The following is a 17,825-nucleotide window of genomic DNA, read 5'->3' as shown; positions in this document are numbered from 1 at the left end:
AGTCAAGACGGTTTCAGCCCGGTTGCCGGAGTGTGTCCCAAGGGAACAGATCAGGCAGTCTGCGCAGCACATTCGAATCCCTGCGGGCACGCGCCAATTGCCAGCCGCCCTGCATTACGATGAACAGGGTGTCCGCAGCATTTTCAGGGTCGGAAACTCCGAACCGCGCGGCGTGGTTTCGAACTTCGATGATCCAGCTTTCATACAGACGGTCGGCATGTTCCCGAAACGCGCGGTTGTCGGGGCTTTCGAACAGGGTGGCGGCGATGGGGCAGGTCTCCCACTGGGCCGAGGTGTCGAATAGCTTCGCGATTTTGTGGCACAGGGTGGTGACCCCGTCGCGAAAACCCGCGGCGTCGTCGAATGCCGCAGCGATCATGTTCAACATCCCGTCCGAGGCCCAACTGGCCGCCGCCAGGGCCAGATCCGGCTTGCCCTTTGGAAAATGGTGATACAGTGAACCCTTGGGGGCCTGCGCTTCGGCCAGCAATTCCGCCAGACCGACACCGTTATAGCCCGAGCGCTGGAACAGTTTGGCGGCAGTCACGATCAGGCGATCTTTGGTGTTTGGTGGACGTTGGGTCATGCAGGCCAAATATTGACAGGCCTAGACCAATTGGTCCAGACACAAAGCATTAGACCGATCGGTCCAGAGTGTTTGGAGGCAAAGATGTTGGATTCGCAGCACGCGGTTGACGTGGAAGACTTTAAGTTTCCGTCGGGCCAGACCCAGCTGGCGGCGCGGCTTTACACTCCGGCGGTCGAGCCGCAAACCGTTGTTGTGCTGAACGGCGCAACAGGAGTGCCACGTGACTACTATCAGCACTTTGCTCGCTGGCTGGCCGCCGAGCGCGGTATGGCTTGCCTGACATATGATTACTGGGATTTCGAGCATTCGCTGACCGGGCGGCTGAAAGACTCGAAGGCCACGATGGCGGACTGGGCGCTGATCGACATGCCCGCAGCGCGTGCCGAGATGCACCGTCGATACCCGCAGGCAAAACTGTGGGTGATCGGGCATTCGGTCGGTGGAATGCTGGGTCCGCTGCAACCGGAAATCGAACAGATCGACCGGATGATCTGTGTGTGCGCAGGTTTGGTGACGGTGGCCGATCACCCGTGGCCCTACAAGGGCTTGGCGACTCTGTTCTGGTATGGCCACGTGCCACCTCTGGTGCGTCTTCTGGGGTACCTGCCGGGGAAACTTCTGGGATTCGGAGCCGATTTGCCGGCGGGCGTCTATTGGCAATGGCGCAAGTGGTGTACATCGCCCACCAGCTATCTGCCAGAATTGGGAGACACGCTTCCCCAGGCGGATTGGAGCCGGGCGAACGCCGCGGCGGATATCATTGCGTTCGAGGATGACCAGACAGTGCCACCGCCCGCCGTCTGGCGGCTGGCTGAACTCTATGGTCCGACCGCCCGTCGGCACTTGTTGGATCCCAAGGATTTCGGGCTGTCCGAAATCGGTCATATCGGCGCCTTCGCCCGGCGCAGCAGTGCCGTTTGGCCGCGATTGATCGCCTGACCCGCCCGCAAGCGCGGTTTTCAGGAACAACGACGAAATGCAGAGGTTGGATTGACCGGGCCGAATACGCGGCGCGGCGTCAAGTGAGAGGTTGGACATCGACCCAAGCGGGGCTCGTTGTGGCTGCTTCCTTCCGGACCTGACCAGGTTGGCGAGGCGCTTGCCCGCGCCAACCTCTCGACCGCCGATATAGGCATCACGCACCCGCTTGGCAACCCGTCACAAAGACAGGCGTACCCTAAGAAACCCGCGCGCGTCCTGCCCGTCGGTGGTGGCTGCAAAGTGGTCGAGCTCGTGCAGGTAGTTTGCAGCGCGTGGCCCGGTCTTCAGAATCACGGACCGGCCCGCCTGCGGAACAAAGGAAAAGCTTTGGGCGGTGTTTTCCACCGGATCCGGACCCAATCGTCCCGCCAGGTAGTCGCGCAAGATTCCCTGGAGGCTCAGCGGCGGCACCGGGATCAGGCGGGCCGGGTCTGGGACGGGAAAGTTGCCGCCGCCATTGGCTCGGTAGCTGTTTGATGCAACGACGAATTGTTCATCCGGATCGACGGGGCGGCCCTGAAAGGCAAGATCGCGCAGGCGGGAATGGGACGTGTCGATCAACTGGCCGCCTAAATCATATCGCGCGGGCTGGGTCAGATCGAACCTGTAGGTCACCCCATGCAGCACGTCGAAATTGTGCCCGGTGCCCTCGGGGTCGATCAGAACCTGCTCGTCGCTGTTGCCAAGTTGGGAAAACTGGGCAGCCGACATCTCCAGCCACTCGGCGATCTGGCGGCCATCCAGCAGCATGGCGGCCAGTTGGTTTGGAAACACATGCAAGTCCGAGACATGCCTTACGGTGACATCGCCAGCCGGGACTTCGGTGTAATGCCGTGGTCCGGCCCGGCCTCCGAATTTCGAAGGTGCGGCTGCGGACAGAACAGGGAGGGTTTCAAAGGTCGTTCCGGCCAGAACCGGTCGCAGGGCTGCCGCCTGTGCTGCGGCGACCAAGTTCAGCCCCTGATCCACCCCGCAAAAGGTGAAATAGCTGTGCAGGGTACGATTGATCCGGCCCACCGGCTGGGCAGCGGCTTTGCGGGTCGCCTTATGGGCGGCGGCATAAAGTTCGACCATCTCAGGGTCTTCAGGAACGACCCGAGCGCCGGTTTCAGCCCCGCCCGGGCAGATCGCGCGCAGATGCGCGCTGTGACCAGCAATTCTCACTTCTCCCGTGGCGTTCACGGCAAGCGTCAGGTCGATCACCCCCAAATGCGACCCCGCTGATCCGGGCATGACCAAGGGTCTGGCCAGCTGCGGGTTACCATCGCTTGGGTCGGGCAGTGTCAGGTGCGTGTGTCCGGCCACGATTGCATCAATACCGTCCAGAGCAGAAAGCTGTGCGACCACATTCTCCGACATCGGTGCGGCGTCGGGCTCGCCTAGGCCGGAATGTGCAAGAGCCACAATCAGGGCACAGCCCTGACGACGCAAATTCTCGGCCATCCGGCGCGCCGTAGCGACGGCATCCTCGGCTACGACCTGGCCTTGCAATTGTGGTGCTTCCCACTTCACCGTCTGCGGCGGCAGGATCGAGAAAACGCCAATTCGGACAGCAATGCTTTGGCCGTTGATGTGGACATGACGGGTCAGGATGGCCTGTTTCTGCCAAGGCGCGACCCCGGTCAGACACTGCATGTTGCTGCACAAAACCGGGCAAGGTGCCCGAGAAACGATCCGGCCCAGAGCTGGGAGACCAAAGCCGAAGTCGTGGTTCCCCAGCGCAATTGCGTCGTAGCCCAAGCGCCCAAAGGCGGACATCAAAGGGTGGGTCGTGTCGGTCTGTTCGGCCGCCCAGTCACCCAGAAGTGTCCCCTGAAGGGAATCGCCGTTGTCGAACAGCAGGACAGTTACATTCGCCTCTTCCGCCTCTTGACGTGCAGAGCGGATCAAACTGACGGTTCGGGTGAAGCCTACACTTGGTTCCGGCCGGTCCGCATAATAGTCGAAACTGGTCAGATTCATGTGCAGATCGGTCGTTGCAAGAATCCGGATGTGCGCGGTTTTTAAGTGGGGATGTACCTGAAGCAGGGAGGATTTCAGAGCCAATTTTCTTCTTTTAGGTGCTGTTGTGCATACGTTTTCACTGAAAGGTAGAATACAGGCAATCGTCAGGGCTTCCATGCGTCCTTTGCGACAACGATGCTTTTTGCGAGTGTGAATTCCCATTGCACCAGTGCCCAAGTCGTGGCAGCCCTTGTGCAAATTCCAAAGGGACAGGCATGAAACGGGCGGAAAGCGTGACATTTGGCGGCTCTGGACTGGACCGGGCGGCGCAGATCCGTACCGATGCCAGAGCCTTGGAGGCAGCACGGTCCGATACTACGGCGCGGTGCATCCTTATGTGGCGGGGCAAACCGTTGGTCATGGGCGAAGCGCTGGACCAGTTGGCCTTGGTTCCGATAGACCACGATCTGGTTGAGAACGGACTCGGCGGGGCGATTGACCAACCGATCTTGCTGGGGCGCAGTGATGCGGGTGCGCCGCTGTTTGCAATGGACATTTCGAATTGGTCTGCCGACGGGTTGGACCTGTCGGGCGTTGGAGCGTTCGTGGACCGAACCGAACAGCAGCATCCGGGGCTGCCCGTGGGCCACGTGTTCGCCGAGCTTCGTCGGATCATGACCCGGCTGTCGGCCCGGGACGCCGAATTGGCAGCCACCGCCAAAGCCGTGATCGGCTGGCACGAGACGCACAGGTTCTGCGCGCGCTGCGGCAACCCGACCAACATTTCACAGGCGGGGTGGCAACGACTGTGCCCGGCCTGTGGCGGTCAGCACTTTCCACGGACCGATCCGGTGGTGATCATGTTGGTCACGCATGGCGATTCCGTCCTGATGGGCAGATCTCCGGGGTGGCCCGACGGCATGTATTCACTGTTGGCCGGTTTCGTCGAGCCGGGCGAGACCCTCGAAGCCGCCGTGCGGCGTGAGGTCATGGAGGAGGCTGGCGTTCCGGTCGGACACGTCAGCTATCTGGCAAGTCAACCCTGGCCATTTCCGTCGTCGCTGATGTTCGGGTGTGCAGCGCAGGCGCTGTCCCGCGAGATCACGATCGACCCGGTCGAGATCGAGGACGCGATGTGGGTCACCAAGTCCGAGATGATGCAGGCTTTTGCAGGCGAGCACCCCAAGCTTCTGCCGGCGCGAAAGGGGGCAATCGCGCATTTTCTTTTGCGTAACTGGCTTGCAGATACGCTGGACTGACGAAACACTGACACCCTGACTGAGCAGAAAAGGCCGACATGCAGGTTTCAGCACGCGAAGATATCCAGGCGCCGATCGATGCGGTGTTCGACATGGTCGCGGACTTCGAACGGTTCGAGCGCATGGCGATGCGCCGCGGTGTCGAGGTTCGACGCACTGTCGAAATGCCGGGCCACTGGGTCGGGTCGTGCTGGGAAGCCGATATCATGATCCGTGGCAAGCCACGCCACGTCGCGATCGAGGTGGCCGAGTTCGATCGCCCCACAGCCATGCGGTTTCGATCGACCAGCAAGGGGATGAACGGCCTGACCACGATTGATCTTCTGTCGCTGTCGCAAAAGCAGACGCGGCTGAGCATCGAGATGTCACTGGCGGCCAAGACCTTGCCTGCGCGTCTGCTTCTGCAGTCGTTGAAGCTGGGCAAGGCCAGATTCCGGCGCCAGTTCCAGATGCGACTGAGCGATTTTGCGCGCGAAATGGAAGAACGCTATCTGCACGGGGCTTGAGAGCCGGCGTTTGACTGGCGGTGAGCAGTCCCAAGCTGCCTGCGCGTGGGAGCAGACTAACCGCGTGGTCGAGCAGCGGGGTACACGCCCAGCACTTCCACATTCGTGGTGAAATGCTGCAGTTCATCCATCGCGAGCTGCACGTTGCGGTCTTCCGGGTGGCCGACGATGTCGGCGTAGAACTGAGTCGCCGTGAACGAGCCATCAACCATGTAGCTTTCCAGCTTGGTCATGTTGATGCCGTTGGTGGCAAAACCGCCCATGGCCTTATACAGCGCCGCCGGAATGTTCCGGACCTGGAACACGAAGCTGGTGATCATCCCGTGCTCGCCACGGCGGCTGCGGTCGTCCTCGCGGGACATCACCAGAAAGCGGGTCGTGTTGTCGTCGCTGTCTTCGATGTGGCGCGCCAGCAGTTCAAGGCCATAGATTTCGCCAGCCAGTTCGCTGGCCAGGGCCGCCGAATGTTTCTCACCCGCTTCCGAGACCTCGCGCGCCGCGCGGGCGTTGTCAGGGCTGACCCGCCCGCGGATGCCGTGGGCCTTCAGGAAGTTTGCGCATTGCGGCAATAGCACCAGATGCGAATGGGCTTCGGTGATATCTTCGAGTTTTGCGCCCGGCACGCCCAGCAAGTTGATGTGAACCCGCACGAAGGCCTCGTCCACGATGTGCAGCCCGCTGTGCGGAAGAAGGCGGTGGATATCGGCCACTCGTCCATAGGTGCTGTTCTCGACCGGCAGCATGGCCAGATCGGCCTCGCCCGAGCGCACCGATTCGATCACGTCCTCGAATGTTCGGCAGGGCAGCGCCTCCATATCCGGACGCGCATTGCGACAGGCTTCGTGACTGTAGGCGCCGGGTTCCCCCTGAAAGGCGATGCGTTTGGTCATTTGGTCGATTCCGTGCAACAAGTTCCAGAATTGGGCGTTTCGTCGCGGTGTCTATACCTTGCCTCTTGCAAGGGGAAGCCTTAGACACCCCGAAGACAGCTGAAATGGACTCGCGATCAATGTTCGACACGATGACAGTTACCAAGGCCGCAGCCGGCCTGTTCGGTGCCTTCCTTGTACTCCTCCTGGCAAAATGGGGGGGCGATGTTCTCTACCATGTCGGGGGGCACGGCGAAGCCGCCTATGTTATTGAAACCGAAAGCTCGGGCGAAAGCGCTGACGGCGAAGAAGTGGTCTTTGCCGATCTGCTGGCCGCAGCTGACCCGGAAAAGGGCGCGAAGGTTTTCCGCAAGTGTTCGGCTTGCCACAAGCTGGAAGAAGGCGCCAATGGCACCGGTCCCTACCTGTATGGCGTCGTGGACCGCCCTGTGGCGGCGGCTGCGGGCTTCGGCTACTCGGCGGCGATGCAGTCGCATGGCGGCAACTGGACCCCGGAAGAGCTGGATGCGTTCATTGCAAACCCCAAAGGCTATATCCAAGGCACTTCGATGAGCTTTGCCGGTCTCAAAAAGGCTCAGGAACGCGCAGACCTGATCGCGTACCTGCAGACGATTGGCGGCTGATCTGCCCACCCAGACACCGAAAAGCGAAAGCCGCTGCCATGTGCAGCGGCTTTTTTTGTCTGAGCAAAACTTAACAAAGCGCTCACGCATTCTAAACTTGCAAGTGTCAGTGCTGGGCTTTTAGCTTGCGCACAAGGACATGGACAGAAGACAACATCGAAGGATGACCCGTATGATCTCCCATCTGCCTGGCGCGCGCGAACAAGGTTTTCGTCATTGGGTCGCGGCATTGGGCATTTCGGCGGCGTTGGTTCTGGGGCAGGCGGGGCCAGTCCGGGCCGACGAGGACCAGATCATTCGCAGCCATGGCTACTCGTACTTCGGCAATCTCGACTACCCCGCCGACTACACGCACTTGAACTATGCCAACCCGGATGCACCCAAGGGCGGCGAGCTGTCATTGGCCGCATCGGGCACGTTTGATTCCCTGAATCCATATTCACGCAAAGGTCGCCCCGGAGCGTTGACGACACTGCAATACGATCGGCTGATGGACAGCACCGATGACAGTGTCGGCCAGTACTACGGCGTATTGGCTGAGAGCCTGGAGTATGACGCCGACCGCAACTGGGTCATTTTCCACCTGCGCCCCGAAGCGACGTTCTGGGATGGCACGCCCGTCACCGCCGAGGATGTGGTCTACAGCCACCGCCTGTTCATCGAACAGGGCCTGCCGTCATATGCGCAGGCCGTCGGGCGGATGGTGACCGGCGCCGAGGCGCTGGATACGCACACGGTCAAGTTCACGTTCAATCCCGAATTGACGGCCCGCAGCCGGATCGAAACCGTCGGCGCGACGCCCGTATTCTCGAAAGCGTGGTTCGAGGCAGACCCGTCCCGCCGTCTCGACGAGCCGCGCCTGGAAGTCGCCGTTGGATCTGGGCCTTACAAATTGGACAGCTACGATATCAACCGGCGCATCGTCTACAAACGCCGGGACGACTACTGGGGCAAGGACTTGCCGTTCAACAAGGGCCGGCACAACTACGATACCATCCGAGTCGAGTATTTCGCGGACCAGACAGCCGCCTTTGAAGGCTTCAAGGCAGGCGAATACACGCTGCGGATCGAAAGCGACCCCAAACTGTGGGCGACCGGCTATGACTTCCCCAAGTTGAAAGAGGGCTACGTGGTCAAGGACGCGATTGCGAATGGCAGCCCACCGACCCCGTCGGGCTTTGTGTTCAACCTCGCGCGTCCGCAATTCGCGGACAAGAATGTTCGAAAGGCACTGGCGCTGGCATTCAACTTTGAATGGGCCAATGAATCTCTGCTGTTCGGCCTGAACTCTCCCCGCGATTCGTTCATCGAAGGCACGCCGCTTGAAGCGATGGATACACCGCAGGGGGCAGAGCTGGCATTTCTGCAGGCCTTGGGCGACGTGGTTCCACCCGAGCTGTTGTCCGAACCGGTGACGACCGTTCACGAATCCAACCCGGCGCGCCTGAACGATCGGCGCAACCTGCGCAAAGCCTCAAAACTGTTGGACGAAGCCGGATGGCCGGTGGGCGACGGCAACTTGCGCCGCAATGCTCAGGGTCAGACCCTGCGGGTGAACATCCCCTATCCGTCCAACCTGCCGACATCGACGGCCACGATGATCGAGACCTTTGTCCAGAACCTTCAGGCGCTGGGCGTGGATGCTTCGGCCGAAAAGGTCGATCCGGCGCAGTACACCCTGCGCAGCCGCGAGCGTGACTATGACATGGTTTATTCGACACGCTATGGCGCGTTCCTGTCGACTGGCGGCGGCCTCAGTCAGATGTATGGCTCGAAAGAGGCCGAGTTCAGCCTGTTCAACCCGGCAGGCCTTGCAAGCCCGTTGGTGGACGCCATCATCGAGGCGTCTTTCGCGACCAACAATCAAACCGATCAGGATGCAGCGCTTATGGCCTTGGATCGCGCCTTGCGCTATGAGTTCTTCATCATACCGGATGGGTATATCGCGGAATACTGGACAGCCTACTACAACATGTACGAATACCCCGATCAGTTGCCGCCCTATGCGCTGGGATACCTTGATCTGTGGTGGATCAATCCCGAGAAGGAAGCGGCCCTGAAAGCAGAAGGCGCGCTGCGTTAACATGGGCGCATATATTCTTCGACGCCTGTTGCTGGTCATTCCGACCCTTCTGGGCATCATGATCGTCAACTTCACGCTGGTGCAGTTCGTGCCCGGCGGTCCGGTCGAGCAGATCATCGCCCAGATCGAAGGGCAGGGCGATGTATTCGCGGGTTTTGCGGGGTCCGGTGACGCGGGTGCCGGGGCCGAACCCGCCGGTGGCGTTTTCGATGACAAATACGTGGGCGCCCGCGGCCTACCGCCGGAATTCATCGCCGAACTGGAGAAAGAGTTCGGCTTCGACAAGCCGCCGGTCGAGCGGTTCCTGAACATGATGGGCAACTATCTGACGCTGGATTTTGGCGAAAGCTACTTCCGCTCGGTCTCGGTGATCGACCTGGTGCTGGAAAAGATGCCGGTCTCGATCTCGCTGGGCCTGTGGTCGACGCTGATCGCCTATCTGGTCTCGATCCCGCTGGGCATTCGCAAGGCGGTCAAGGATGGTTCACGCTTTGACACATGGACCAGCGCGACCATCATCGTGGCCTATGCGATCCCCGGCTTCCTGTTTGCGATCCTGCTGCTGGTGCTGTTTGCGGGCGGCTCCTACTGGCAGATCTTCCCGCTGCGCGGGCTGACCTCGGACAATTGGGAAGACCTCAGCCTGCTGGGCAAAGTGGCCGACTACTTCTGGCACATCGCCCTGCCGACCATCGCACTTACGATTTCCGCGTTTGCCACGCTGACGCTACTGACCAAGAATTCGTTTCTGGACGAGATCAAGAAACAATACGTCATGACCGCCCGCGCCAAGGGGCTGAGCGAGCAGCGCGTTCTGTACGGCCACGTATTCCGCAACGCGATGCTGATCGTGATCGCCGGCTTCCCGGCGGTGTTCATCGGCGTATTCTTCGGCGGGTCGATCATCATCGAGACGATCTTCTCGCTGGATGGTCTGGGCCGTCTGGGCTTTGAGGCCGCAGTGGCGCGCGATTATCCGGTGATCTTCGGGACGCTGTTCATTTTCGGTCTGCTCGGTCTGGTCGTCGGCATCATCAGCGACCTGATGTATGTGCTGGTCGACCCGCGCATCGATTTCGAGAAACGCGAGGGGTAAATGGCACTTTCTCCTCTGAACCAGCGCCGCTGGCGCAATTTCTGCCGCAACCGCAGGGCCTTTTGGTCGCTGATCATCTTCTCAGTGCTGTTCGGCCTGTCGCTGTTCGCGGAATTCATCGCCAATGACAAACCGATCCTGGTGAAGTATCGGGGCGAGTTCTACACGCCCATCTTCAACTTCTACGCCGAGACCGAGTTCGGCGGCGACTTCCAGACCGAGGCGATCTATCGCGACCCCGAGGTCCGTTGCCTGATCGACAGCGGCGGGCTGGAAGACTGTTTCGACGACCCCGAAGGCATCATCGAGCAGATCGAGGCGGGGACGTTCCAGGCCGAAGGATTCGAGCGCGGCTGGGCGATCTGGCCGCCGATCCCCTATTCCTACAACACCAGCGTCGACCGTCCCGGTGCGGCGCCCCTGCCGCCCAACGGGCAGAACCTGCTGGGCACCGACGACACCAAACGCGACGTTCTGGCGCGCGTCATCTACGGATTCCGCCTGTCGATCCTGTTCACCCTGATCGTCACCGGCGCGGCCAGCCTGATCGGTATATTTGCCGGCGCGCTGCAGGGCTTTTTCGGCGGCTGGCTGGACCTGATCTTCCAGCGCATCATCGAGATCTGGTCGGCGACGCCCTCGCTTTACGTCATCATCATCATGTTCGCGGTGCTGGGGCGAAGTTTCTGGCTGCTGGTGTTCCTCATGATCCTGTTCTCTTGGACAGGTCTGGTGGGCGTGGTGCGGGCCGAGTTCCTGCGCGCCCGCAACCTGGAATATGTGCGCGCGGCCAAGGCGCTGGGCGTGGGCAACCTGACCATCATGTTCCGCCACATGCTGCCCAACGCGATGGTGGCCACGCTGACCTTCATGCCCTTCATCGTGACCGGCACGATCGGGGGGCTGGCCAGCCTCGATTTTCTGGGCTTCGGTCTGCCGTCCTCGGCGCCCTCGCTGGGCGAGTTGACTCTGCAGGCCAAGCAGAACCTGCAGGCGCCATGGCTGGCCTTCACTGCCTTTTTCACCTTTGCCATCATGCTGTCGCTGCTGGTCTTCATCTTCGAAGGCGTGCGTGACGCGTTCGACCCGCGAAAGACCTTCTCATGAGCTTGCTGGATGTGAAAAACCTCAAGGTCTCGTTCCGTCAGGACGGGCAGGTGACCACGGCGGTTCGGGGCGTGTCGTTCCATGTCGATCGCGGGGAAACCGTGGCGCTGGTGGGCGAATCCGGTTCGGGCAAATCGGTCACCGCGCTGTCCACCGTGTCGCTGCTGGGCGACAGCGCGATCGTCGAAGGGTCGGTCACCTATGACGGGCAGGAGATGATTGGCGCATCCGAGCAGCGCCTGATGGAGGTGCGCGGCAACGACATCAGCTTCATCTTCCAGGAGCCGATGACCTCGCTGAACCCGCTGCACACGATCCAGAAGCAGATGGCGGAATCGCTGGCCCTGCACCAGGGTCTGACGGGCGACGCGGCGCGCGCCCGGATCGTCGAATTGTTGAACAAGGTCGGTATCCGCGACCCCGAGGAACGGCTGGACGCCTATCCCCATCAGCTGTCCGGCGGACAGCGGCAGCGGGTGATGATCGCCATGGCGCTGGCCAACAAGCCCGACATCCTGATCGCGGACGAGCCGACCACTGCGCTGGACGTGACGATTCAGGCGCAGATCCTCGAACTGCTGGCCGAACTGCAGAAATCGGAAAACATGGGGATGCTGTTCATCACCCATGATCTGGGCATCGTGCGACGCATCGCTGACCGGGTCTGCGTGATGAAGGATGGCGAGATCGTCGAGACCGGCCCCGTGGCCGAGATCTTCGACAACCCTCAGCACCCCTATACCCGCAAGCTGCTGGCGGCCGAACCCACGGGCATACCCGACCCGATCGACCCCGCCGCCGAAGAAGTGGCCCGGACCGAGCATCTGAAGGTCTGGTTTCCGATCCAGCGCGGGTTCCTGAAGCGCACGGTCGGCTATGTGAAGGCGGTGAACGACGCCACACTCAGCGTGCGGGCGGGCGAAACCGTTGGGATCGTGGGCGAAAGCGGCTCGGGCAAGACCACGCTGGCGCTGGCGATCATGCGGCTGATCGCCTCCGAGGGCGGGATCACCTTCCGCGGGCAGGATGTGCGCCGCTGGTCCACGCGCGAGCTGCGCCGCTTGCGCAAGGACATGCAGATCGTGTTTCAGGACCCGTTCGGCAGCCTCAGCCCGCGGATGACCTGCCAGCAGATCATTGCCGAGGGTCTGGCGATCCACAAGGTCGACCCGCACCGGGCCCCGCGCGAACTGGTGGCCGAGGTGATGACCGAGGTGGGTCTGGACCCGGCGGCCATGGACCGCTATCCGCACGAGTTTTCGGGCGGGCAACGCCAGCGCATCGCGATTGCCCGCGCCATGGTGCTGCGGCCCAAGCTGCTGGTGCTGGATGAACCCACCAGTGCGCTGGACATGACGGTGCAGGTGCAGATCGTCGAATTGCTGCGCGACCTGCAGAAGAAATACGGGCTGGCCTACCTGTTCATCAGCCACGACCTGAAGGTGGTGCGGGCGATGTCACACAAGGTGATCGTCATGCGCAACGGAGACGTGGTCGAGATGGGCGCTGCCGAAGATCTTTTCGTCAACGCCCAGGATGACTATACCCGCGAACTGATCGCTGCGGCGGGCTAGGCGTTGGCCGCTTCGCGCGCCGCCGATTTCGGCACCGGGCCGCGCAGCTCTTCATAGTGGTCGAACTGCAGCTTGACCCAGCCGGTGCCGCGTGTGGCGCTGGCCAGTGTGCGGTGTAGTTCGTCCTCGGCCACGGCGGGCAGTTGGGCGTTGAATATCTCCCAGCCCGGCGCGTTCGGGTTGCCCTCGAACCCCAGTACCTGCCCCTGAAGCGAGCTGATCGTGGGCACCAGATCGCCCACGAAGGCCGACGGAACATGGATCTCGGCGTTCAGGATCGGCTGCAAAACAACCGGCTTGGCCTGTGGCAATGCTTCGCGCACGGCGTTCTTGCCTGCCGTCCGGAAGGCAAAATCGGAACTGTCTACGTTGTGATGCTTGCCGTCATGCAGGGTGACCTTCACATCCACCACCGGAAAGCCCTCGGGGCCCTGCGCCAATGCATCGACCGCGCCTTGTTCGACCGAGGGGATATAGTTCTTGGGCACGGCGCCGCCCTTGACCACCTCGTCGAATTGAAATCCCGATCCGCGCGGCAGCGGCGCGACCGAGATCACCACATCGGCGAACTGCCCCGCTCCGCCGGATTGCTTGCGGTGGCGGTGTCGGTGTTCGACCGTGGCGCGGATGGTCTCGCGATACGCGGTCTCGACCGGAGAGGTTTCGATCTCGATCCCGAAATCCTCGGCCAGCTTGGCGACCACCCGCCGCATGTGCTGCGGCCCTTGGGAACCGAGAACGGCGTGGCCGCTCAGCTCGTCCTGTTCCAGCGTCAGGCCCGGGTCGATCTCGACCAGCCGGGACAGCGCGTTGGACAGGCGCACGTCGTCGCGTTCATGGGCCGGCGACACCACCTGCCGATAGGCGACCGGATGCGCCGTGGCCCAATCCGGCAGCGGCGTGGAGCCGCTGCTGTCATAGATATTGCCGGGGTTGAGGTGATCGGATTTCACCGCCAGCCCGATCTCGCCGGCCTTCAGCCCGTCGATTTGGGTCTTTGCGTCCAGCGCGGTCAGGTTGCCAACAGTTTCGCCGCCCAGCGGGTCATGCGCCTTGATTCCCTCGCCCAGCCCCCGCAGGACGATGATTTTGCCAATGTGCTTTTTGACGTCGGCGAACCCGGCGATGGCGCGGGCGGCCTCGGGCGCCGCGTCCCGGTCGGCGGCGATGTCGAATTCGGGCGCCTCGTGCCGCAGGGCCTTCATCAGGCGGGTCAGCCCGTTGCCATGGCTGGCCGCGCCCAGACAGGCCGGGATCAGCTGGTGGTTCTGCAACACCTGCGCGGCCAGGTCATAGATCTCGGCGCTTGGCGGCTGCTTGTCCTCGATCAGCTGCTCGAGCAGGTGGTCGTCGAAATCCGACAAGGTTTCGAGCAGTTCAGTGCGGGCTTCGGCCTCGCGATCGGCCACCGATTGCGGCAGTTCGATCAGCGCCGAGGGCTGACCTTCCTGATATTTCCACGCGCGCTCCGAGATCAGGTCGACGGCCCCGACGATGGTTTCGCCTTCACGGATCGGCACCTGCCGTAGGGTGATGTGATGGCTGCAATAGGTCTGCAGCGCGGCGATGATGTCGCGGATGCGGCCGTTGGGGTTGTCCATCCGGTTGATGAACAGAAAGCAGGGAATGCCCGCCTCCTCGACCAGCCGCAGATAGGGGGCGCACAGAACCGCCGCGTCGGGGTCCGGCGGAACCACCACCACGGCCGCGTCGGAAATGGCAATGGCGGGTCCGGCATAGGCCAGCGCATCGCCGCCGCCATCGACATCTATCGCGCACCACGGTTCGTCCAGATAAGAAAAACCGTGCAGATGCACGGTTCCGGACAGGTCGAATGTGGTGGGCCGGCCATCAAGGCGACTGATGGCCTCGACCAGTGTTGTCTTGCCCGATTGGCTAGGGCCGAGGACGGTAAAAACGCGCATGGGTGCTGTCCCTTCGTCAAGTTGCAGAGTGGTTGCACGAAAGGAGCTGTCGAACGCGGATGCGCCGGCGAGTCTGTCTGAATGATGGCCTGCCTCGGCGTCGGGCGGCCTGCCGCCCGCCTTCCGAGTGTGGGGAAAACCCCCCGCGCGCGTCAACCCCCCGCTTTTTTGCATTGTGGCGACTGGCCGGCTTGCGGCCTGTCGCCCGTCGTCAGATCGCCGAACTGTGGCCTGCCTTGCTCAGGTCATAAGCGTCGAAGGTCCGGGCGATCATCCGAGCCAAGGCGCGCGCTTCGGGCGGGATGAACAGCCCGTCATCGGTGATTTGCAACAACCCGTCGAAGGCGTCATTGGCGCGCTGGTACATCGCCTTCAGCTCGGCCGCCGAGATGTCGTGGTCGCGCAGGATCTCGGCCGTTTCGATGCGGAAGTCGCACATCAGGGCCTCGATCAGGCGGGCGCGCAGAATGTCCTGATCCTTGAACAGATGCCCGCGCGAGGTCGAGAACCGGCCATCGCGCACCGCTTTGGTATGGGCCGACGTGGCCGGTGCATTCTGCGCATAGCCCTGCGGGAAGCGCGAGATCGAACTGGCGCCGACGCCAATCAGAACCTCGGCCTGGTCGTCGGTATAGCCCTGGAAGTTGCGTTTCAGCCGCCCGGCCTTCAGCGCGTGGGTCAGCCCGTCATCCTTGGTGGCGAAATGATCGATGCCGATTTCTTCGTAATTGTCCCACAGGAACAGACGGCGCGCGGTGTCGAACAGATCAAGCCGCTGTTCCGGCGTCGGAAGGGCGTCGGACGGGATCAGCTGCTGGCGTTTCGCCATCCACGGCACATGCGCGTAGCCATACAGGGCCACCCGGTCGGGGTTGAGGGACAGCAGCTTCTGCACGCTTTCGGTCATCCGCGCCTTGGTCTGGTGCGGCAGTCCGTACAGGATGTCGGCGTTCAGGCTGGGCACACCGCGCTCGCGGATCATGTCGATCGCCTCGCGGGTGGTGTCATAGCTCTGGATGCGCCCGATGGTCTTCTGGATCTCGTCGTCGAAATCCTGAACCCCGATCGAGGCGCGGTTCATCCCGGCTTCGGCCAGCGCATCCAGTCGAGCGGCATCCACCTCGTTGGGGTCGATCTCGACCGAGAATTCCGCGTTGGGTCCAAGTGGGACGATGCCCAGAATATGCGCAGCCAGTTCACGCATCAGGTCGGGGTTCAGCAGCGTGGGCGTACCCCCGCCCCAGTGCAGGCGCGACAGGGTCACCCCGCTGGGCAGGCGCGCGGCCAGCAAGTCCAGCTCGGCCTTGAGGACATCGACATAGGCGATGACGGGGTTGTCGGTCTGGGTGCCCTGAGTGCGGCAGGCGCAGAACCAGCACAGCCGGCGACAGAACGGCACATGGACATAGAGCGAGATCGAACTGCCCGGCCGGATGGCGGAAATCCAGTCGCTGAACATGTCGGGCCCCACGTCATTGCTGAAGTGGGGGGCGGTCGGATAGCTGGTATAACGCGGTACCTTCGCGTCAAATAGTCCGAGCTTTGCCAATTGAGGTTTTACTATCATGACGACACCGGTATAGGCTCGACGACCAGAAAACCTTGACCGAGATCAAGTGGACGCGCGCATGACACTTAATACCCTCGTTGACCACTCCAATTGCGAAGATTGCCCAATTCGGCATCGAGCCGTCTGCGCGCGCTGCGATGCGGACGAGTTGGTCGCGTTGGAAGAAATCAAGTATTACCGCAGCTTCGAGGCCGGTCAGACGATCATCTGGTCGGGCGATCAGATGAATTTCGTAGGCTCGGTTGTGTCCGGGATCGCGTCTCTGACCCAAACCATGGAGGACGGGCGCACCCAGATGGTGGGCCTGCTGCTGCCCAGCGACTTCGTAGGGCGGCCGGGGCGCGACTCGGCGCCTTATGACGTTCAAGCGACCACTGACGTGGTCATGTGCTGTTTCCGCAAGAAACCGTTCGAGGACCTCATGGGCAGCACGCCGCATATTGCCCACCGCTTGCTGCAGATGACGTTGGACGAGTTGGACGCGGCGCGTGAATGGATGCTTGTTCTTGGCCGCAAGACCGCGCGAGAGAAGATCGCCAGCCTGCTGTCGATCATCGCGCGCCGGGATGCGTCTGCCAGCCAGAAGGGCTCATCCGGCCCCATCGTCTTCGACCTGCCGCTGACCCGCGAGGCGATGGCCGACTACCTTGGTCTGACACTGGAGACAGTCAGCCGTCAGATTTCTGCGCTTAAAAAGGATGAAGTGATCCTGCTGCAGGGCAAGCGCCACGTGACCGTTCCGGATATCGGCCGCCTGATGGAAGAGGCCGGGGATGATTCGGACGGCGGGTTTCTGGTCTAAGCGGTTTTTCTGAGCCACTCGACGACGCACCCGACCGGTGTCTGCGATCGGACGGCACGTGGCGACCACAGCTTGAGCCTGTCGGGAAGAGTGACCACCGTTTCGAACGGAGCCACCAGTCGACCGCTGTCCAGATGCGGCTGAACCAGCGCCTTGTGTCCCATCAACACACCCGCACCGTTCAGCGCTTCTTCGACGGCCAGCGCGTACAAAGAGAAAACCGGCCCGCGGGGTGTGAACGCCCATCCGGGTCGCGCCGCGGCCACCCAGGTTCGCCAATCGTCGAACCAGGTAGAGTCGGACAGGCAGGTCACATTCGCCAAGTCCTCGGGCGTAGTCAGGCGACGCGCCAAGGCCGGCGCGCAAATCGGAAAGATGGCGTCTTCGGCGATGGGGTCCCCCAAATCTCCGCCAAAAAACAGGTAGATGTCGAAGGGCGCGCGCTTGAGGTTGGGCGGGGTTTCCTCGGCCGTGAGCGAAACTTCGATTTCCGGCTCTGCGGCTCGAAGTTCGGGCAACCTTGGCGACAGCCACAGCTGTGCAATCGAGGGCAGCGTCACGATATGCACCACCTGCGACTGTGCCTGGGCGCGCATGGCCAATGTGGCTTGCCCCAAGGTGTCGAAGGCCTTGGTCAGGTCCGGCAATGCCTTCTGTCCCAGCGCGGTCAGGGCAACGCCTCTTGCGGTGCGCTCGAAAAGGGGCGCACCCAGTTCGTCTTCCAACGTTTTGACATGGGCTGACACCGCGCCTGCGCTGACGCCAAGTTCCGTAGCCGCGGCCGAGAATCCTCCCAGGCGGGCTGCGGCCTCGAACGCACGCAGCGCGTTCAGGGGCAGGGGCTTGGGGCGCGGTGGAGCAACGGGCATGGATTTA

The 17,825-nt window shown here is 62.1% G+C and carries 15 protein-coding genes and 1 other RNA gene; 9 read left to right on the top strand and 7 right to left on the bottom strand.

The window, feature by feature from the left end; genetic code table 11:
• Positions 1 to 13: 13 nt before the first annotated feature.
• On the bottom strand, positions 14 to 586 hold the full coding sequence (locus ACR3EK_RS13285) for a TetR/AcrR family transcriptional regulator (protein WP_480633596.1): 573 nt from the start codon (positions 584 to 586) through the stop codon (positions 14 to 16).
• Positions 587 to 670: 84 nt separating this feature from the next.
• Here ACR3EK_RS13285 and ACR3EK_RS13280 point away from each other — a divergent pair, with 84 nt between their 5' ends.
• Entirely contained in the window at positions 671 to 1,528 is an 858-nt protein-coding gene (locus tag ACR3EK_RS13280) for an alpha/beta hydrolase family protein (RefSeq protein ID WP_480633595.1), read from the top strand.
• Between the two features lie 81 nt (positions 1,529 to 1,609).
• On the opposite strand, the gene ffs is transcribed toward ACR3EK_RS13280, so the two are convergent.
• Positions 1,610 to 1,708: signal recognition particle sRNA small type (gene ffs, locus ACR3EK_RS13275), an RNA gene on the bottom strand.
• Positions 1,709 to 1,747: 39 nt separating this feature from the next.
• On the bottom strand, positions 1,748 to 3,616 hold the full coding sequence (locus tag ACR3EK_RS13270; RefSeq protein WP_480633594.1) for a 5'-nucleotidase C-terminal domain-containing protein: 1,869 nt from the start codon (positions 3,614 to 3,616) through the stop codon (positions 1,748 to 1,750).
• A 173-nt stretch (positions 3,617 to 3,789) separates the two neighbouring features.
• Here ACR3EK_RS13270 and nudC point away from each other — a divergent pair, with 173 nt between their 5' ends.
• Positions 3,790 to 4,773 (top strand): NAD(+) diphosphatase, encoded by a 984-nt coding sequence (gene nudC, locus ACR3EK_RS13265; protein ID WP_480633593.1) that lies wholly within the window; start codon positions 3,790 to 3,792, stop codon positions 4,771 to 4,773.
• Positions 4,774 to 4,811: 38 nt separating this feature from the next.
• Positions 4,812 to 5,279: an SRPBCC family protein gene (locus ACR3EK_RS13260; protein ID WP_170360904.1), complete on the top strand. Its 468-nt coding sequence runs from the start codon at positions 4,812 to 4,814 to the stop codon at positions 5,277 to 5,279.
• A gap of 56 nt (positions 5,280 to 5,335) precedes the next feature.
• Here the strand turns inward: ACR3EK_RS13260 and ACR3EK_RS13255 are convergent, their stop codons facing one another.
• Positions 5,336 to 6,169, bottom strand: coding sequence for a prephenate dehydratase (locus tag ACR3EK_RS13255; protein ID WP_170360906.1), 834 nt, complete (start codon positions 6,167 to 6,169; stop codon positions 5,336 to 5,338).
• A gap of 119 nt (positions 6,170 to 6,288) precedes the next feature.
• Between ACR3EK_RS13255 and ACR3EK_RS13250 the strand changes: the two genes are divergently transcribed.
• The 5 genes from ACR3EK_RS13250 to ACR3EK_RS13230 all read left to right on the top strand — a co-directional run bounded on the left by ACR3EK_RS13250 (position 6,289) and on the right by ACR3EK_RS13230 (position 12,652).
• A complete protein-coding gene (locus ACR3EK_RS13250; protein WP_170341467.1) occupies positions 6,289 to 6,792 on the top strand; it encodes a c-type cytochrome in 504 nt (167 codons plus the stop codon).
• A 172-nt stretch (positions 6,793 to 6,964) separates the two neighbouring features.
• On the top strand, positions 6,965 to 8,875 hold the full coding sequence (locus tag ACR3EK_RS13245; protein ID WP_170420564.1) for an extracellular solute-binding protein: 1,911 nt from the start codon (positions 6,965 to 6,967) through the stop codon (positions 8,873 to 8,875).
• Between the two features lies 1 nt (position 8,876).
• Entirely contained in the window at positions 8,877 to 9,971 is a 1,095-nt protein-coding gene (locus ACR3EK_RS13240) for a microcin C ABC transporter permease YejB (RefSeq protein ID WP_170420060.1), read from the top strand.
• A complete protein-coding gene (locus tag ACR3EK_RS13235; protein WP_170342380.1) occupies positions 9,972 to 11,078 on the top strand; it encodes an ABC transporter permease in 1,107 nt (368 codons plus the stop codon).
• Positions 11,075 to 12,652, top strand: coding sequence for an ABC transporter ATP-binding protein (locus tag ACR3EK_RS13230; protein WP_170342383.1), 1,578 nt, complete (start codon positions 11,075 to 11,077; stop codon positions 12,650 to 12,652). Before ACR3EK_RS13235 ends, ACR3EK_RS13230 begins: the two co-directional genes overlap by 4 nt.
• On the opposite strand, the gene ACR3EK_RS13225 is transcribed toward ACR3EK_RS13230, so the two are convergent.
• Both ACR3EK_RS13225 and hemN read right to left on the bottom strand, forming a co-directional pair.
• A complete protein-coding gene (locus ACR3EK_RS13225) occupies positions 12,649 to 14,577 on the bottom strand; it encodes an elongation factor G (RefSeq protein WP_480633592.1) in 1,929 nt (642 codons plus the stop codon). The two genes, ACR3EK_RS13230 and ACR3EK_RS13225, sit on opposite strands and share 4 nt — an antisense overlap.
• A gap of 211 nt (positions 14,578 to 14,788) precedes the next feature.
• The gene (hemN, locus tag ACR3EK_RS13220) at positions 14,789 to 16,144 is read right to left on the bottom strand and encodes an oxygen-independent coproporphyrinogen III oxidase (protein WP_170434050.1); all 1,356 of its coding nucleotides are present in this window, start codon (positions 16,142 to 16,144) and stop codon (positions 14,789 to 14,791) included.
• A 61-nt stretch (positions 16,145 to 16,205) separates the two neighbouring features.
• On the opposite strand from hemN, the gene fnrL reads away from it, so the two are divergent.
• Entirely contained in the window at positions 16,206 to 16,949 is a 744-nt protein-coding gene (fnrL, locus tag ACR3EK_RS13215) for a transcriptional regulator FnrL (RefSeq protein WP_170360914.1), read from the top strand.
• Here the strand turns inward: fnrL and ACR3EK_RS13210 are convergent.
• Positions 16,946 to 17,818, bottom strand: a complete 873-nt coding sequence (locus tag ACR3EK_RS13210) for a LysR family transcriptional regulator (RefSeq protein ID WP_480633591.1) — start codon at positions 17,816 to 17,818, stop codon at positions 16,946 to 16,948. The two genes, fnrL and ACR3EK_RS13210, sit on opposite strands and share 4 nt — an antisense overlap.
• Positions 17,819 to 17,825: the final 7 nt, after the last annotated feature.

The organism is Ruegeria sp. BC8 (assembly GCF_056535705.1).
Note: the sequence above shows the minus strand (reverse complement) of the source record. Positions and strands in the feature narration are given on the sequence as shown.

Excerpts from the sequence above, each read along its gene's own strand:
- ACR3EK_RS13285 (WP_480633596.1), bottom strand. The coding sequence starts at position 586 with ATGACCCAACGTCCACCAAACACCAAAGATCGCCTGATCGTGACTGCC.
- ACR3EK_RS13280 (WP_480633595.1), top strand. The coding sequence starts at position 671 with ATGTTGGATTCGCAGCACGCGGTTGACGTGGAAGACTTTAAGTTTCCG.
- nudC (WP_480633593.1), top strand. The coding sequence starts at position 3,790 with ATGAAACGGGCGGAAAGCGTGACATTTGGCGGCTCTGGACTGGACCGG.
- ACR3EK_RS13260 (WP_170360904.1), top strand. The coding sequence starts at position 4,812 with ATGCAGGTTTCAGCACGCGAAGATATCCAGGCGCCGATCGATGCGGTG.
- ACR3EK_RS13255 (WP_170360906.1), bottom strand. The coding sequence starts at position 6,169 with ATGACCAAACGCATCGCCTTTCAGGGGGAACCCGGCGCCTACAGTCAC.
- ACR3EK_RS13250 (WP_170341467.1), top strand. The coding sequence starts at position 6,289 with ATGTTCGACACGATGACAGTTACCAAGGCCGCAGCCGGCCTGTTCGGT.
- ACR3EK_RS13245 (WP_170420564.1), top strand. The coding sequence starts at position 6,965 with ATGATCTCCCATCTGCCTGGCGCGCGCGAACAAGGTTTTCGTCATTGG.
- ACR3EK_RS13240 (WP_170420060.1), top strand. The coding sequence starts at position 8,877 with ATGGGCGCATATATTCTTCGACGCCTGTTGCTGGTCATTCCGACCCTT.
- ACR3EK_RS13235 (WP_170342380.1), top strand. The coding sequence starts at position 9,972 with ATGGCACTTTCTCCTCTGAACCAGCGCCGCTGGCGCAATTTCTGCCGC.
- ACR3EK_RS13230 (WP_170342383.1), top strand. The coding sequence starts at position 11,075 with ATGAGCTTGCTGGATGTGAAAAACCTCAAGGTCTCGTTCCGTCAGGAC.
- ACR3EK_RS13225 (WP_480633592.1), bottom strand. The coding sequence starts at position 14,577 with ATGCGCGTTTTTACCGTCCTCGGCCCTAGCCAATCGGGCAAGACAACA.
- hemN (WP_170434050.1), bottom strand. The coding sequence starts at position 16,144 with ATGATAGTAAAACCTCAATTGGCAAAGCTCGGACTATTTGACGCGAAG.
- fnrL (WP_170360914.1), top strand. The coding sequence starts at position 16,206 with ATGACACTTAATACCCTCGTTGACCACTCCAATTGCGAAGATTGCCCA.
- ACR3EK_RS13210 (WP_480633591.1), bottom strand. The coding sequence starts at position 17,818 with ATGCCCGTTGCTCCACCGCGCCCCAAGCCCCTGCCCCTGAACGCGCTG.